At 74.4% G+C, this 16179-nt stretch carries 13 protein-coding genes and 1 pseudogene; 9 read left to right on the top strand and 5 right to left on the bottom strand.

The genetic code is table 11. From position 1 onward, the window contains the following. The first annotated feature begins 1 nt into the window (after position 1). Complete coding sequence (locus tag FHX36_RS04545; RefSeq protein ID WP_220035804.1) at positions 2-895, top strand: DMT family transporter; 894 nt, start codon at positions 2-4, stop codon at positions 893-895. A gap of 4 nt (positions 896-899) precedes the next feature. On the opposite strand, the gene FHX36_RS04540 is transcribed toward FHX36_RS04545, so the two are convergent. From FHX36_RS04540 to FHX36_RS23345, 3 genes and pseudogenes are all read right to left on the bottom strand, one after another. Beyond that, entirely contained in the window at positions 900-2315 is a 1416-nt protein-coding gene (locus tag FHX36_RS04540) for an amino acid permease (protein ID WP_146251504.1), read from the bottom strand. A 16-nt stretch (positions 2316-2331) separates the two neighbouring features. Beyond that, positions 2332-5178, bottom strand: a complete 2847-nt coding sequence (locus FHX36_RS04535; protein WP_183513535.1) for an amino acid--tRNA ligase-related protein — start codon at positions 5176-5178, stop codon at positions 2332-2334. Positions 5179-5324: 146 nt separating this feature from the next. Further along, positions 5325-5543, bottom strand: a pseudogene (locus FHX36_RS23345) (OB-fold nucleic acid binding domain-containing protein); the annotation flags it as partial. Positions 5544-6073: 530 nt separating this feature from the next. Between FHX36_RS23345 and FHX36_RS04530 the strand changes: the two are divergent. The 3 genes from FHX36_RS04530 to FHX36_RS04520 all read left to right on the top strand — a co-directional run bounded on the left by FHX36_RS04530 (position 6074) and on the right by FHX36_RS04520 (position 11264). Further along, positions 6074-6820, top strand: a complete 747-nt coding sequence (locus FHX36_RS04530; protein ID WP_110550719.1) for a hypothetical protein — start codon at positions 6074-6076, stop codon at positions 6818-6820. Positions 6821-7013: 193 nt separating this feature from the next. Beyond that, positions 7014-9947, top strand: a complete 2934-nt coding sequence (locus FHX36_RS04525) for a BTAD domain-containing putative transcriptional regulator (RefSeq protein WP_183513534.1) — start codon at positions 7014-7016, stop codon at positions 9945-9947. 114 nt (positions 9948-10061) lie between these two features. Then, complete coding sequence (locus FHX36_RS04520; RefSeq protein ID WP_110550721.1) at positions 10062-11264, top strand: alpha/beta hydrolase family protein; 1203 nt, start codon at positions 10062-10064, stop codon at positions 11262-11264. Positions 11265-11304: 40 nt separating this feature from the next. Here FHX36_RS04520 and FHX36_RS04515 read toward each other — a convergent pair whose 3' ends face one another. Next, complete coding sequence (locus FHX36_RS04515; protein ID WP_110550722.1) at positions 11305-11763, bottom strand: universal stress protein; 459 nt, start codon at positions 11761-11763, stop codon at positions 11305-11307. A 3-nt stretch (positions 11764-11766) separates the two neighbouring features. Beyond that, entirely contained in the window at positions 11767-13194 is a 1428-nt protein-coding gene (locus tag FHX36_RS04510; protein ID WP_110550723.1) for an APC family permease, read from the bottom strand. 105 nt (positions 13195-13299) lie between these two features. On the opposite strand from FHX36_RS04510, the gene FHX36_RS04505 reads away from it, so the two are divergent. The 5 genes from FHX36_RS04505 (at position 13300) to FHX36_RS04485 (ending at position 16176) form a co-directional block, all read left to right on the top strand. Continuing rightward, a complete protein-coding gene (locus tag FHX36_RS04505; RefSeq protein WP_110550733.1) occupies positions 13300-13503 on the top strand; it encodes a zinc-ribbon domain-containing protein in 204 nt (67 codons plus the stop codon). Positions 13504-13531: 28 nt separating this feature from the next. Beyond that, the gene (locus tag FHX36_RS04500) at positions 13532-13843 is read left to right on the top strand and encodes a hypothetical protein (RefSeq protein WP_110550724.1); all 312 of its coding nucleotides are present in this window, start codon (positions 13532-13534) and stop codon (positions 13841-13843) included. Between the two features lie 89 nt (positions 13844-13932). After that, on the top strand, positions 13933-14631 hold the full coding sequence (locus FHX36_RS04495; protein WP_110550725.1) for an SDR family oxidoreductase: 699 nt from the start codon (positions 13933-13935) through the stop codon (positions 14629-14631). Then, on the top strand, positions 14628-15392 hold the full coding sequence (locus FHX36_RS04490; protein WP_110550726.1) for an acyl-CoA thioesterase domain-containing protein: 765 nt from the start codon (positions 14628-14630) through the stop codon (positions 15390-15392). Before FHX36_RS04495 ends, FHX36_RS04490 begins: the two co-directional genes overlap by 4 nt. A gap of 64 nt (positions 15393-15456) precedes the next feature. After that, complete coding sequence (locus tag FHX36_RS04485; RefSeq protein ID WP_110550727.1) at positions 15457-16176, top strand: DUF2652 domain-containing protein; 720 nt, start codon at positions 15457-15459, stop codon at positions 16174-16176. Positions 16177-16179: the final 3 nt, after the last annotated feature.

Raw genomic sequence — 16179 nt, 5'->3', positions numbered from 1 at the left:
GGTGACCTCCGCCGTGGACTCCGGTACGGCCGCCTGGCTCGCCGCCGCGCTCGCGCTGGTCTCCGCCGCGCTCTTCGCGCTGGCTTCGGCGGTTCAGCAGCGGTCCGCAGCGGCGGTGCCGGACGAGCACGCGCGTGGGCTGCGGCTCATGCGGTCGCTGCTGGGCTCGCCGTCGTGGTGGACCGGCACGCTGGCCGACGTCGCGGGGTACGTCGCGCAGGCCGCGGCGCTGGGTCTTGGATCGCTGCTGCTCGTGCAGCCGCTGCTGGTGACGACCGTGCTGTTCGCCCTCCCGCTGGGCGCCCGGTGGGCGGGGCGACGGCTGCACCGGTCGGACTGGGTCTGGGCGGCGGTGCTCGCGCTGGCGCTCGCCGCGTTCGTGGCCACCGGCGATCCCACCGCGGGGGTGGACAGCGCCGGCTGGCGCGCGTGGGTGCCGGCGTGGATCGGGCTGGGCCTCGCGGGCGGGGCGTGCCTGCTCGGCGCCGCGATCGCCCGCGGCACCTCACGGGCGCTGCTGCTGGCGCTGGCCGCGGGTCTGCTGTACGGGCTCGCCGCACCGCTCACCAAGGGCGTGGTCGACCTGCTCGCCGACGGTCCGGCGGCGGTGCTCACGCACTGGAGCACCTGTCTCCTGGCCGCGTGCCTGCTCGGGGGCACCGTCCTGCAGCAGTCGGCGTACCAGGCGGGATCGCTGGAGGCGTCGCTGCCGGCGGCCACCGTGGGGGAACCGGTCGTCGCCACGGTGCTCGGGATCACCGTGCTCGGGGAGCGACTGCAGGCCGGCGGGACCGAATGGGTGCTCGTGGCGGTGCTCGTCGTGGTGATGGCAGCGGCCACGGCGGCCCTGGCCGAGCTGTCGGCCCGGCAGGCCGAGGTGCCGGCCGCCGGCTGACCCGTCAGCGGGCGGGGACCACGGCGTCCGCCCGGGTCCGGCGGCGGGTCAGGAACGCGAAGACGAACGGCGGCAGGGACAGCACCAGGGTGGCCAGCGCCAGCAGCAGCACGTAGCCGGCGGTGTCCCCGGTGGCGAGCTGGCTCGGCGGGACGAAGCCCAGGAAGAAGGAGACTCCGCAGCCCAGCAGTCCCAGCCCGCCGACCAACCAGACCCCGGGCAGGCCGCCGGGGATCCGGTACGGCCTGAGCACCTCCGGGCGGGTGTAGCGCAGGCGGATCACGGAGGCGAACACCAGCGCGTACATCGCCACGATCACCTGCGCGGTCACCGCCGACAGCATCCAGTAGGAGGTGCTCACGCTCGGCACGACCACGAAGAGCAGCGCGAACACCGACCCAGCGACGCCCTGGACGACGAGCAGGGCGACCGGGACGTCGTTGCGGTTGACCCGACCCAGCCGCGAGGGAGCGAGCCCCTCCCGCGCCACCACCGCCACGCCCGTGGCCGGGCCGAGGATCCACGGCGTCAGGTGCGCGATGCCGCCGATGGCGACCACCAGGGCCAGCGGCGCGAGCAGCCAGCCGGCGGAGAAGGTCTCCAGCACGCGGGAGAACAGCTCCATCGTCCCGGAGACCAGGCTGATCTCCTGCTGCGGGAGCACGAAGGCCATGAACAGCGAGCCCAGCACCGAGAAGGTGACGGTGATCGCCACGGCCAGCGCGATGGCCCGGGGCACGGTCCGTCCCGGATCGCGGGTGTCCCGCGCGTGGAAGCCGGCCATTTCCATGCCGGTGAACAACAGGATCACCCCGCCGAGGAAAGCCAGGTCGTCGAGCTGGACCTCGGGCACGAGGGCGCCGGCCGAGAAGGGGATCTGCGAGGCGTCCCCGCGCAGCAGGAAGGCCGCGCCGAGGCCGACGACCAGCAGGGCCGGCAGGATCGACCCGGCCACCGTGCCGACCGCCCCGATCGTCGACGATGTCCGCACCCCGAGGAGGGCAGCCGCCGTCGTCCCCCAGAAGAACACGAGCATCACGACGACCAGGTACGTCTTGTCCGTGGCCAGCGCCGGGTCGATCGCGTACGCCAGCGACGCCGCGATGAACGAGAGCACGGTGGGGAACCACGCGACGTTCTCCGCGTAGTCGCACCAGACGGCGAGGAAGCCGGTGCGCCCGCCGAACGCCTCCTTCACCCAGGCGTAGACGCCGCCGTCCCGCGGGAACGCGGTGCCGAGCTCGGCGGCAGCCATCGAGACGGGGACGAGGAACACCGCGATCGAGAGTGCGAACAGCACGAGCATCGACCAGCCGTACTCGGCCATGACCGGCAGGTTCCGGGCGCTCACGATGGACGCGACGTTGATCATCGCCAGCGCCAGCACGCCGAGGCGCGCGGTCCGCGCCGGCGCGCTCACCGGGCGCGCCGGCGGGTCATGCCGCGCCCGGTCCCGGTGGCGCGGACGGCGCGGGGACGCCACCGACGGCCCTGGGCACGAGCAGGTCGCCCAGTCCCGGCACGGCGAGGAACCCCTCGGCGCCGGCGTAGCGCAGGCCCACCCGCGGGAGGTCGGTGAGCGAGCGCACGGCCAGCACCCGCGGCAGCCACTCCGGGTCGAACCGGGCGTTGAAGTCACGCAGCGACTCGATCTGGAAGAACGGGTTGAGCACGCCCACCGCCCACCGGGCCAGCCGCTGGCCGGCGGTGAAGGGCACGTCGTCGGCGAACAGGCGACCCCACATGGCGAAGTTCATCGACAGTCGCGCCACCCCGCGGTCGCGCAGGACCCGGGCGGCCGAGGCGATGAGGAACTCGGTGATCCCGTTGGGGGCGTCGGGGTCGTGGCGCATCAGGTCGAGGGTGTAGCCGAACGACGGGCCGTAGGCGGGCACCAGCCGCAGGAACCCGCCGGGGACACCGTCCGGGCCGATGGCGACGCAGAGCAGGAACTCGGGGTCGGCGCCGGCGCCCCGCACGTCCTGGGACAGCGACATGGTGAAGCCGCGCTCAGGGTGCTTCCCGCGCCAGCGGGCGCTGATGGCGTTCAGCCGGTCGACCAGCTCCGGCGGCGCGTCGGACTCGGCGATCAGCCGGAACTCGTGGCTGCGGCCGACGCGCCGCACCGCCTGCCGCAGGCCCTTGCGCGCTGATCCCTCCAGGCTGAACCGGCGGCAGTCGATGATCGCCTCGTCGCCCAGGTACACCGAGGTGAAACCGCGGGAGGAGTACAGCGGCATGCTGGCCTCCCGCGCCGCCAGCAGGGCCGGTGTCCAGCCGCGCTCGTCGCACATGGCGAGGAACTCGTCCAGCACGCGGACCACCGACCCGCGGGCACCCACCGGGTCACCGGAGACCAGCGCGTAGCCGCCGATGTAGGTGTAGGCGACGAACGCCTCGCCGTCCCGGGAGAAGAAGAAGCTCTTGTCGTCGCGCAGCGAGAAGTACGCCAGGGTGTCCCAGCCGTGGGTCCGCACCAGGCGGGTGGCGCGCTGCCAGTCCTCCTCGGTGTGCGGCTGGCTGGCCACCACCGGCCGCAGCAGGAGGACCGCGAGCAGCACCAGGCCGGTGATCCCGAGCGCGAGGAGGGCGCCGGGCAGGAAGGCCGCCACGAAGCCCGAGCGGTAGCTGTAGGGGCCGTCGATGCCGACCAGCCCACCGAGCACCGTCTGCAGCGCCCCGCCGAGACCCAGGCCCGGCTCGACGCGGTCCCGCTCGGCCCACAGCGTCGTCAGCCCGAACAGCAGGACGGCTCCCACGTAGATCGGGAGGAGCCGGAGGGCGCGCAGCAGCGAGGGCGGGTCGGCCGGGGCCGTGAACGCCCGCCGGTGGCGCACCAGCCCGGCGAGCACGAGGGCGCACGCCCCTGCCGCGACCGGGTGCCGGCCCTCGAGCACGTGCGCGACGCCGGCGAGTCCGAACAGCACCACCGCCGCCTGCCAGGCCCGGCGCCGGCGCCGGGCGAGCTGGTCGGCGACGACGAGGAGCAGCGCCCCGGCGACCACCGAGCCGACCGCGCCGGCGACCGGCACCCACAGCGGGTCGAGGTCGGGCGCCCCGCCCCCGACCCGGTCGTGCACGACCGGGAGGCGGATCAGCAACTGCAGGACGCCGCACAGCGCGGTGAGGCCGGCGAGCACCCGGACCGCGAGGCGGTGACCGCCCGCGCGTGGAACCGCCGGCAGCGGGTGCGCCGAGGGCGCGCTGTCCGGCAGGGCGACGACGGAGGCCCCACCCGGAGAGGCTGTCCCGGGGACCTCCGGACCGGGCACCGCGGGAAGGTGCGGGGGCCCGTCCTGTCCCCCGCCGTCCTGTCCCCCGCCGGGCGATGGGGCGGACTCCGGTCGCAGCGTCGGGAAGAGGATCACCTCGCGGATCGAGTCGACGCTGGCCAGCAGCATCACCAGCCGGTCGATCCCGACGCCCAGGCCGCCGGTGCACGGCATGCCCCGCTCCAGCGCCCGCACGTAGTCGAGGTCCACGTCGCCGGCCTCCGGGTCGCCGTGCTGCTTCGCCCGCGCCTCGGCCTCGAAGGCGGCCAGCTGCTCGACGGGGTCGTTCTGCTCGGAGTAGGCGTTGCACAGCTCGAAGCCGGCGACGATCAGCTCGAAGCGCTCCACGTAGGCGGGGTCGTCGCGGTGCGTGCGGGCCAGCGGCGACACCTCGCGCGGGTAGTCGGTGCAGAAGACGGGGCCGACGACCGTGTGCTGGACGCGCTCGTCGTAGACCTCCTTCATCAGGCGCCCGGCCCCCCAGCCCGCCTCGTGGGAGATGCCGAGCCGGTCGAGCACCGCCCGTGCCTCGTCCAGCGGCATGGCCGGGTGCATGGTCGCGCCGGTGACCTCGGCGATCATGTCCGCGAACCGCCGGCGGGGCCACGGCGTCGCGGACAGGTCGATGGCGTGACCGCCGTAGTGGACGGTGAGCTCGTCCCCGAGGGCGGCGCGGGCCGCATCGGTCACCATGCCCTCGACGAGGTCCATCATGTCGCCGTAGTCGGCGAAGGCCTGGTAGGCCTCGAGCATCGTGAACTCGGGGTTGTGCCGGGTGTCGATCCCCTCGTTGCGGAACACCCGGCCGATCTCGAAGACGCGCTCCATGCCGCCGACTATCAGCCGCTTGAGGTGCAGCTCGAGGGCGATCCGCAGGTAGAGGTCCAGGTCGAGCGCGTTGTGGTGGGTGACGAACGGCCGTGCGCTGGCGCCGCCCTGGATGGTCTGCAGGACCGGGCCCTCGACCTCGGTGAAGCCGCGGTCCTCCAGGTGCCGTCGGATGGCGCGCACGGCCGCGTGCCGGATCCGGAACACCTCCCGGGTCCGCTCGTTGCCTCCAGGTCGGTGTAGCGCTGCCGGTACCGGGTCTCGACGTCGGGCAGCCCGCGGTGCTTGTCCGGCGGCTCGAGCAGGGCCTTGCCCAGGACGGCGAAGTCACCGACGCACACCGACAGCTCCCCGCGGCGGGTCCGCATCACGGTGCCCTCGACGCCGAGCCAGTCGCCGCGGTCGACGTCGTCGAACTCGGCATGACGTCCGGCGCCCAGCACCGACGTGTCCACGAACAGCTGGATCACCCCGGTGCGGTCGCGCAGCGCGGCGAAGGTGAGGTGCCCCTGACGGCGGACCAGCTCGGCCCTCCCGGCCAGCCGCACCCGTTCCGTCGTGCGCTCGCCGGGAGGGAGGGCGTCGTGCCGGGCGACGACGTCGGCGGCGGTGGCGTCGGTCGGGAAGCGGTAGGGGTAGGCGCCCGCGCCGCGGGCCTTGAGCGCCTCGAGCTTCGCCAGGCGCCGGGCCCGTTGGTCGGCCGCACGGTCGGCGGTCACCGGTTGGTCTCACCGGGCGCGGTCGGTCCCAGCAGGTCCTGCACCCTGACCAGCGTGCGGCCCGCGGCCTGCAGGGCGTCGACGCCCCGAACCGTCGGCCCGGGGCACCACGGCCCGCGCGAGGTGGAGGTCTCCACCGTGTCCTCCCCACTTCCCGGGCCGGCGATCGAACCGGCCGCACGGGGAGGCACTGTCGAGCGCACCGCTCCAAGGACGCTCCAACCTGCCCGGTGCACCGGCGCCGGTCGGTGGGAGCGGCGGCGTTGGCGTGGTGTTGGAGCCGTCCCGCGCAGGCTCTGCGCCACTCGACCGTCCGGTGGGGTGGCACCGGCGGAGGTGCGGTAGACGGGGAGGTCGTCGTGGGCTGGGGACCAGAGCTGCTGCCGGCGGTCACCGGTCGCCGCGAGCTCGTGGCGTGGCTGGTGATCGGGTTCCTGGCGACCTTCCTGGTCACCCGGTTCATCACGCACGCCATCCGCAGCGGCCGGGGCCCCTTCCGCGACGCGAGCGTGGGCGGCGTGCACGTCCACCACGAGGTGTACGGCATCTTCCTGCTGCTGGGGACGGGGACCGCCGAGTTCGCCTACCGCCCGAACGGGGGCTGGGCGGCCCTGCTCGCCGTCCTCTTCGGTGCCGGGGCGGCTCTCACGCTCGACGAGTTCGCGCTCTGGCTGCACCTGGAGGACGTGTACTGGTCGCGGGAGGGGCGCAGCTCGGTGGACGCGGTGCTCATCGCGGCCGTGGTGGGCGTGTTCCTGCTCATCGGCGCCAACCCGTTCGACGCCGACCGGTCGCGGGGCGAGGGCGTCGTGGCCCTGACCATCCTGCTGAACCTGCTCTTCGCTGCCGTCGCGATCCTCAAGGGCCGGGTCGTGCTCGGCGTCGTGGGCGTGTTCGTGCCCCTGGTCGCCGCCTGCGCAGCCGTGCGACTGGCGCGGCCGTCGTCCTTCTTCGCGCGCCGGTGGTACCGGGACGGTGACCGCCGCGCCACTCGCGCTCACCGCCGGTTCCCAGCCGGTCGGCGGAACCGGTGGGACCGGCTGGTCGACGTGTTCGCCGCGGTCCCCCGCCCGGTCGAGCAGACGGGTCCCGCCCGCACCCGGTGATCCCCGGTGACGGGCAGCGTCCCCTTTCGGCCCACCCGGCGTCGGGGACCTACCGCGACCGGCGCAGATGCGGTACGCAGTGGTCCGACGGCGCCCCGGGACGACCGGGGCACGGATGCTGACCGCACCCGCGTCACCGAGGTGGGGGACCTCCTCACCGCGACGCCACGGGGCCGGCTCGCCAGGAGGGCCCGTGCTGTCCGAACCACCCGCGGGAGCCCTCCGCATCCGAGATCTCGGGCCCCTCGAGGTCGAGCGGGCGGGCACTCCGGTCGGCCTGGGCGGCACCCGGCTCGCTGCCGCGCTGTCCCTCCTGCTGGTCAACGCCGGCCAGCACGTCGGCGTGGACTCCCTGTCGGACGCCATGTGGGGAGCGCAGTCACCTGCCCGGTCGCCCTCGACCCTCGACTCGCACATCTGGCGGTTGCGCAAGGCCCTCGAACCGCAGCGGGAGCGGGGGCGCCCGTCGTCGGTGCTGCGCCACGACCACGGCGGCTACCGGCTGGTGCCCGACACGGTGAGCGTCGACTCGGCGCGCTTCACGGCAGCGGCCGACGAGACACGCGAGCTGCTCGCCACCGGCCGGGCCGCCGACGCCTGCCGGTGCGCCGAGCGCGCGCTGGGGCTGTGGCGGGGGCGGCCCTACGCCGGCTTCGCCGACGAACCGTGGGCCGTGGCGACGGTGGCCCGGCTGACGGAGGTCCGCGACCAGCTGCGCGAGCTGCAGGCCGATGCCCTCCTCCGCGCCGGCTCGCCGGAGCGTGCGCTGCTCGCGCTGGGGCCCGGCCTGGCCGACACACCGCTGCGCGAGCGGCTCTGGGCGCTGCGCATGCTGGCCCAGCACCGCCTGGGACGGGCGGAGGAGTCGCTGCGCAGCTACACGGAGGTCCGCACGGTGCTCCTCGACGAGCTCGGCCTCGAGCCGGGTCCGGAGCTGCGCGAGCTGCACGGCCGGATCCTGGCCGAGGACCCCGCGCTCGTGGGTCCGGCACCGGCTGCGGTCGCCGACGGCCCCCCGGCGGGTCCGGCGCCCGCTCCCACGGCCGGGGAGCGGCCCGTCGAGGGTGCCTCCGGCGAGGTGCACCTCCCCCATCGGACGTCCGCGCTGGTGGGACGCGAGCAGGACCTGGCCGAGCTGGTCCGGGAGGTGCCGCGGACCGGTCTCACCACGCTGGTGGGCGCCGCCGGCTGCGGCAAGACGCGGCTGGCCGTCGAGGTGGCCCGGACCCTCGCCGACCGGTTCCCGGGCGGGGTCTGGTTCGTCGACCTCACGGCCACGCGGGACGCCGGCTCGGTGCTGTCCGCCGTCATGTCGGCGCTGGCCTCCGGGCCGGCGGACACGGCACGGCCGGGCGAGGCCCTGCGCGGCTTCCTGCGCGACCGGCGCGCGCTGCTGGTGCTGGACAACTGCGAGCAGGTCCTGGACCCGGTCGCCGGCCTGGTCGACGACTGGTTCCGCGGGCCGAGCCGGTTGTCGGTCCTTGCGACCAGCCGGGAGCCCCTGGAGGTGGACGGCGAGCGGGTGCACCCGGTCGGCCCGCTCGCGGTGCCCACGGACCTGGACGACGCGAGCACCTCACCCGCCGTCGCGCTCCTGCTCGACCGGCTGGCGTCCGCGGGCGCGGACCGCGAGGACCTGGGCCTGCTGACCGCCGCGGTGCGGATCGCGACCGCCGTGGACGGCGTGCCCCTGGCCCTCGAGCTGGCGGCCGGCCGCGCGCGGGCCTTCACCCTGGAGGAGATCGCCCACCAGGTCACCGCCGACCCGAGCCAGCTGGCCCGCATCGGGCGCGGGAGCGACCACCACCGGACCGTGCGCGCAGCCATCGAGCAGAGCTACGCCGCGCTGCCCCCCGACGAGGCCGCGGTGCACCGCAGCGTCTCCGCGCTGCCCGGCCCGTTCTCGGTGGCCGCGGCCGACGCCGTCCACCGCGGCTCGGAGGCCGACGGAGACCTCGAGGAGACGGGCAACCTCGTCGCCCGCCTCGTGCACCACTCGCTGCTGGTCCCGGTGGGCCCTGCCCGGCCGGGCGGACCGTCGTTGTTCACCCAGCTCACCACGATCCGGGGACACGCCGGGCACGCGGCCGCGGCGGAGGCGGATCGGCTGCGCCGGTCCCGGGACTCCTGGGTGATCGGCCTCGTCCGGGACAAGCCGCCGCTCGGGCACGTGACCGAGAGCGCGTGGTTCGACGCCCTCGACGACGACCTGCCCGCGCTCCGAGCGACCCTGCAGCACCTGCTCATGGAGGCGCCCTCCGCCGAGGGCGTCTGGCTGGCCGGCCGGCTGGGCAGCTTCTGGTACTTCCGCAGCAAGTCCGTCGAGGGCCGGTTCTGGGCCGAGCGGGCCCTGGAGCACGAGCACCTGGCCGATCCGCTGTCGGCCGCACTCGTCCGCCTGACGCTCGCCCACCTGCTGTCCTCCGCCGCCCTGCGCGACCTCGCGGACCCGCACATCGGCACGGCCCTCGCATCCCTCGACGCCAGCGGGCACGCCACGACGCGCACCGTGGTGGAGTCGCTGACCCTGCTGACGCACTCGCTGGCCATCGCCGGCGGGGTGGAGCGCGCGCGCGAGGTGGCCGAGCGGGTGCGGACGGTGGCCGACACCGGCGACGAGCCGGAGCTCCACCTGTTCGCCGAGATCTGCGCGGCGCACCTGGTGAGCGGCGACGGTCTGACGACCGACGAGGACCTGGCTGCCCTGCACCGCCGCGCACTGGACCTGGGCAACGTGTACGTGGCCCTGCTCGCCGCGGGGACGGCCGTCATCGCCGCGATCCGGGACGGCGACCCGGCCCGGGGCCTGGCGTGGTCGGACCGGATGGTCGCCCACCGGCTCACGTTGGGGAACACGGACGGCCCCGTCGCCTTCGAACTGCGTGGCCTGGTCACGGCCATGAGCGGCCGCCCGCGCGAGGCGGTCCGACTGTTCTCGGCCGCCCGGACCCAGGCGCTGCGGAACGGGTTGCGCTGGCCCGCGGCGGAGCCGACGGCCTCCGTGCTCGCCGAGGTCACCCGCTCCCTGGAGCCGGCCGAGGCGGAGCGGCTCCGCGCCGCCGGTGCGACGCTCACCCTGGCCGACGTCCTCCCCGGGCCGCGCGCCGCCGAGGCCGCCCCGGCCTGACCGGCCCACCGTTCGGTCCGGACTGCCGTTGGAGAGGCCTTGGAGGTGCCCCGGGCACCGTCAGGTCCCACGACCACGCGCCCGTCGCCGGGGGCTTGCGAACGGAGACCGGACATGCACCGCTTCTTCAAGGACCACGACTTCCAGTTCTCCGTGGAGGGCGTCCTCGGCACCACCTACGGGCGCGCGGCCGACATCGGTGAGGTCCTGACGACCGTCGACCGGATCCCCGAGGGGGACGCCGAGGCGTGGGTCGCCCAGTGGACGGCGACGGCCGACCGCATCGCGGAGGAGGCGCAGGCCGCCGAGGCCGCCCACCACGTCCGGACGGCCGCGGCCCGCTGGCTGCGCGCGTCCAGCTACTACTCCGAGGCGTGCGACAAGGCCGATGCCACCGGCGGCTTCACCGAGCTGTGGGAGCGGCACCGCTCGGCGTGGGACCGCTTCGTCGACCTCACCACGGAGGAGGGCGACGTGGTCGTGGAGCGGATCGCCATCCCCTACGAGGACACCACCCTGCCCGGCTACTGCTTCCGGCGCGGCCCGGCCACCGAGGCCCGGCGGACGCTGGTCTACACCAACGGCAGCGACGGTTCGGTGACCGGCGCCTGGGGCCGCGGCATCGCCGAGGCCCTCGCCCGCGGCTGGAACGCCATGACCTACGACGGCCCGGGGCAGAACGCCGCCCTCGTGCGACAGGGCCTCCCCTTCCGGCCCGACTGGGAGAACGTCCTCACCCCCGTGATCGACCACCTCGCGAAGCGGCCGGACGTCGACCCAGACCGGATCGCGGTGATGGGCATCAGCCAGGGCGGCTACTGGGTGCCACGGGCCGCCACCGTCGAGCACCGCATCGCCGCCGCGGTCGCCGACCCGGGTGTCGTCGACGTCTCCACCACCATGCTCCAGCAGCTCCCCCGCTTCCTGGTGAAGCTGCTGGACGCCGGGGACCGGCAGAAGTTCGACACCGACATGTCCTGGGCACTCAAGGTGTCCCCCGCGACCCGCACCCTGCTGGCCTGGCGGATGCGGCCCTACGGGGTCACCTCGCCGTTCGACTTCTTCACCGCGGCGCGCGAGTACGCGCTGACCGCCGAGCAGCTGGCCGGGATCCGCTGCCCGATGCTGATCACCGATCCCGAGGACGAGCAGTTCTGGCCCGGTCAGTCCGCGCGGATGGCGGCGGCGCTGACCTGCCCCGTCACGCTCCTGCCCTTCTCGGCTGCCGAAGGGGCGGGCGCGCACTGCGAACCGGCGGCGGCGGCGCTGCGTGGCGAACGGGTCTTCGACTGGCTCGACGAGCACGTGCCGGCCTGACAGGGGCCGGGGAGGTCCCCGGGATCAGCCGCCGGGCCGCTCAGCCGCCGTCGGCGGTGCGGGTGGGCCGGCAGACCAGCACCGGGCAGGGTGCGGAGTGCTGCACGCGTGACGCCGTGGTGCCCAGCAGGATGGTCGCGGTCAGCCCGCGGCTGCCCGACGCCAGCGAGATGAGGCCCGCGCCGACCTCCTGGGCCGCCCGGATGATCTCCGCGGCGGGCGAGCCGCTGCGCACCTGCGTGTGGATGGTCGGCCCCCAGCCGTCGAACAGCCCGGCGACCACGTCGACCGCGGCCGCGGCCTCCGCCTGGAAGCTGAAGTCGGTCGGCTCGACGTTGCGGCGCTCGGTGAGCTCGTTGGCGAACGGGACAGCGGCGTACGGGCTCACCACGGCCACCACGGTGACCTCGGTGATCTCGCGGGAGTCCGCGATCCACTGGAACTGCCCGGCTGCGGCCAGCGAGGCCTGGGACCCGTCGGTCGCGACGATGACGTGCACGGCTCACAGTCCCCTGTCGGTCGGCGGTGCGTCGGCGGGAGTGCCGGTTCGGGCCCGCTTCTTGCTGGAGTACTCGGCCAGGAAGAGGAGCAGCCCGATCGCCAGCAGCCCGGCCACCCACAGCAGCGCGGCCGGGTCGTCGATGACCGTGTAGGCCAGCACCAGCAGGTTGCCGATGATGCCGAGGACCAGCAGCGGGGTGTTCGCCCGGTAGGTGTCCGGCGTCTCGTCGCTGCCCCGCAGCTTCAGGCAGGCGACGATCACCAGCGCGTAGATGAACAGCAGGAACACCACGGTGATGGTGGCCAGCCGGTCGACGATGTCCAGGTCGGACCCGGTGAGCTGGAAGACCGCGCCGATCACCAGCAGCGAGCCCACGACGGCGGCGCCGAACAGCAGTGCGACGTAGGGGCTGCGGCGGGTCGGGTGGACCGTGGCGAACACGCCCGGGACGACGTCCTCGCGGGCCATCCCGTAGAGGATCCGCGACTGGGCGACCACGGTGACCAGCGCGGTGTTGCTGATCGCGACCATGGCGATGAGGCCGAAGACGACCAGCATGACGCTCGCCGAGATGGGCAGCAGGTCGGCGCGGATCACCTCCAGCAGCGTGTTGCCGGCCAGGGTGTCGATCGGCACGGCGAGCGCCGCCGCGATGGAGACCAGCACGTAGACGGCGCCGGCGGTCACCATGCCGCCGATCAGCGCCCGCGGGAAGGCGCGAGACGGGTCGATCGTCTCCTCGGCCACGTTCGCCGCGTTCTCGAACCCGGTCATGGCGAAGAACGCCAGCGAGACGCCGGAGACCACGGCGATGGCCTTGCTGCCCTCGCCGCTGAACTCCAGCAGCACGCCGGGCTCGGAGATGCCCTGGAAGATCGCGATGACGCCGATGACCATGATGAGCAGCAGGCCGCTGAGCTCGATGAACGTCATGACCACGTTGACCGCGACCGACTCGCTGATGCCGATCAGGTTGACGACCGTGATGAGGGTGATGAAGGCCAGCGCGATCAGCAGGGTCGGGATGACCGCGTCCTCGGACATCCCGACGACCCCGGCGAAGTAGCGGACGAAACCCGAGGCCAGCGACCCGACGGCGGCCATGTTGGCCGACAGCATGCAGATGGTGATGAAGAAGGTGAGCACCGGCCGGCGGAACGCCTTGTTGACGTACAGCGAGGCGCCGGCGGCCTGCGGGTACTTGGTGACGAGCTCGGCGTAGGCCAGGCCGGTGACGGCGGCCACCGCGACCCCGGCCAGGAAGGCCATCCAGAACGCACCGCCGACGGCTGCGGCCACCAGGCCGATCAGGACGTAGATGCCCGACCCGAGGACGTCACCGACCACGTAGAAGTAGAGCTGCGTGGCCGTGATCGAACGCTTGAGCCCGGTGCGCTCGGTGTTCTCCGCGGCGGCGGAAGTGGTCATGCGGGATGACGCTACGGCTGTGTGATGACGGGCACATGTCGACGGTGCACCGGGAGCAGCACCGCTCCCCAGGCGGTGGCCGCGCACGCTGCCTACGGTGGCGGGATGTTCTTCCTCTTCGGCTTCGGCACCAAGGAGAAGGACCTGGGTCCTGGCGAGGTGCGCACCTGCCCGCACTGCGGCAACACCACGACGTGGGCCCGGGTGCAGACGGTCAAGCAGGTCACCGTCTTCTTCGTCCCGATCGCCCGGTGGGGACGACGCCGGCTCGAGGTCTGCGGCATCTGCGGCACGGCCGTCGAGGTCTGATCCAGCAGCACCGGAGACAGGAGCACGGATGTCGAGCGACCGGCCCGACCCCAGCGAGTTCTTCGAGCGGGCCCAGCAGATGATGCGCGAGCTGTTCGGCGGCGCGTCCGGAGGGCCCGAGCCGTGGGACGCGGCGGCCCGGGGCAACCGCGAGCCCAGCCCGGGTCAGCAGAGGGAGAACCTGACCTTCGCGCTCGCCACCCGGGCCGTCGAGGCGCTGGAGGACCTGGCCCTCAACGTGGCCGCGATCCGCCAGCGCCTCGAGCGCACCGACGGCGCGGCCGCGCGGCCCGACGGCGACGACCCGCCCGCGCCCGGAGCCGCGCCCGCCGGAGGCTGACCAGTCGGTACGGATCCCCAACCGAGTGCGGTAGCGTCCGGGCGCTGTCGGTTCGACAACCGAACCGACCCGTCCGCCCAGGAGCCCGCATGGACCTGTCCACCACCACCGCGCTGGTCACCGGCGCCAACCGCGGCATCGGCCGGCACCTCGCCCGGGAGCTGCTCGCCCGCGGGGCCACGGTCTACGCCGGGGCGCGCCGGCCGGGCTCCGTCGACCTGCCCGGTGCCACGGAGGTCGCGCTGGACATCACCGACCCGGCGTCCGTGGCCTCGGCCGTCGCAGCGACCGGGGACGTCACGCTGCTGGTCAACAACGCCGGCATCGACACCCGGGTCGACCTGCTCGACGGCGACTGGTCGGCGATCGAGGACGAGATGCGGACCAACTGCTACGGCACCCTGGCGATGACCCGGGCGTTCGTCCCGCAGATCGAGGCCAACGGCGGCGGGTCGGTGTTCAACGTGCTGTCCGCGCTGTCCTGGATCGCGTTCCCCGGCACCGGGGCCTACTGCGCGGCCAAGTCCGCCTCCTGGGCGATGACCAACGCGCTGCGGGTCCAGCTCGCCCCCCGCGGCATCCGGGTCGCCGGGCTGCACGTCGGCTACGTCGACACCGACATGACCGCCGGGCTGTCGGTGCCGAAGTCCGACCCGGCCGACGTCGCCCGCACCGCCGTCGACGGCATCGCCGCCGGGGCCCACGAGGTCCTCGCCGACGACGTCAGCCGCCAGGTGCAGGCCGGGCTGGCCGGTGGGGTCGCCGCCCTCTACCCGCAGCTGCCGTGACCGGGCTCCTCGACGGCCGGCGGGTGCTGCAGTTCGAGCCGAGCTGGCGGTCGTTCAGCAGCATCCAGGGCGGCCTGCTGGTCGGCCACCTGCTCGACGCCGCGGCCGGGCTGACCGGCGCCGCGCCGCGGTCGGTGAGCGCCCACCTGCTCGGGCCGGTCCGGGCCGGCGCTGAGGTCGGCGTGGCCGCGGCCGTCGACCGGCCGGGCCGGACGGCGAGCGTGCGCAGCGAGCTGCACCAGGACGGCGGTCTGCGTGCGGTGGCGCGCACGCTGACGGTCGCCGTCCCGGTGTCGCCGGTCGTCACCCCTGGCCCACCGGTCGCCGTCGGCCGCCCCGAGGACGGCGAGCCCTTCGCGCTCCCCCGCGACCTCGTGCCGATCGCCGACCACACCGAGATCCGCGCGCTGGGGGCCGACCGGCCGCTCGCCGGCGGCGGCGACCCGCGGCTGTGCGCCTGGGTGCGCGTCAACGGCGACCTGGCGCCGCTCGTGCGGCTCGGCGTGCTGTTCGACGCGCTGCCCCCGTCGCTGTTCGCCGTCCGCACCACCCCGCTGCCGATGGCGACCGTCGAGCTGACCGCGCACCTGGCGGCCGCGGCTCCCGGGCCCGCGGACTGGGTGCGGATCGACCAGTGGACGACCTGGCACGACGCGGACGTCGCCGTGGACGACGCGGAGCTGCGTGCCGAGGGCGGTGCGCTGCTGGCCCGGGTGCGGCAGACCCGCCGCGTCCCCCGGCCGCAGGCTCCCGAGCGGTGACCGAGCGGGCTCGTCCCGCGACGGAGGGGCAGCCACGACGTGGTCGGCGGCGCTACTGTCCGCCATGGCCACCCGGCGGGCACTGCTGCTGATCGCGGACATGGGCGGCTACACCGAGTACATGCAGTTCCACCGCAGCATGCTCGGGCACGCCGAGGCGGTCACCAGGCGGCTGCTCGACCAGATCGTCGACGCCGCGCCGGGCTTCGACCTGGTCGAGATCGAGGGCGACGCCGCCTTCCTCTCCCGGGACGCCGACGGGCTGGACGGGGCGGCGACGCTGTCCGCCGTCACCGGTGCCGCCGTCGCGATGCACCGGGCGTTCCACGCGCAGCGCCGGCTCGTCGAGCTCAACATGTGCCCCTGCAAGAGCTGCACGCGGACGAGCGCGCTGAAGCTGAAGTTCGTCGCGCACGTCGGCGACGTCGCCACCCAGACGATCAGGCGCCGGAAGAAGCTGGTCGGCGTGGACGTGATCCACGTCCACCGGCTGCTCAAGAACCCGGTCCCGGTGCCCGAGTACCTCCTGGTCTCCGACGAGCTCTACCAGGCCGGCGGGCCCAGCTCGGCCGAGCTCGTCGTCCAGGAGCTCGCGCAGGACCTCGAGGGCATCGGGCGGGTGCAGACGTTCTACGCAGACGTGGCGGACCTGGCCCCGCCGCCCGCCCCGTCCCGGGACCCGTCCTGGCTGGTCCGCATCGGCGCCACGCTGGACATGGTCGGCCGCGGGCTCCCCCACGTCGTCCCGCGGCGGCGCCCGCGGTCGCTCGTCCCGTCCGGCTGAGGC

It is taken from the genome of Modestobacter versicolor (assembly GCF_014195485.1).
GTDB lineage: Bacteria > Actinomycetota > Actinomycetes > Mycobacteriales > Geodermatophilaceae > Modestobacter > Modestobacter versicolor.
This window is presented reverse-complemented; position numbering and strand designations above follow the sequence as displayed.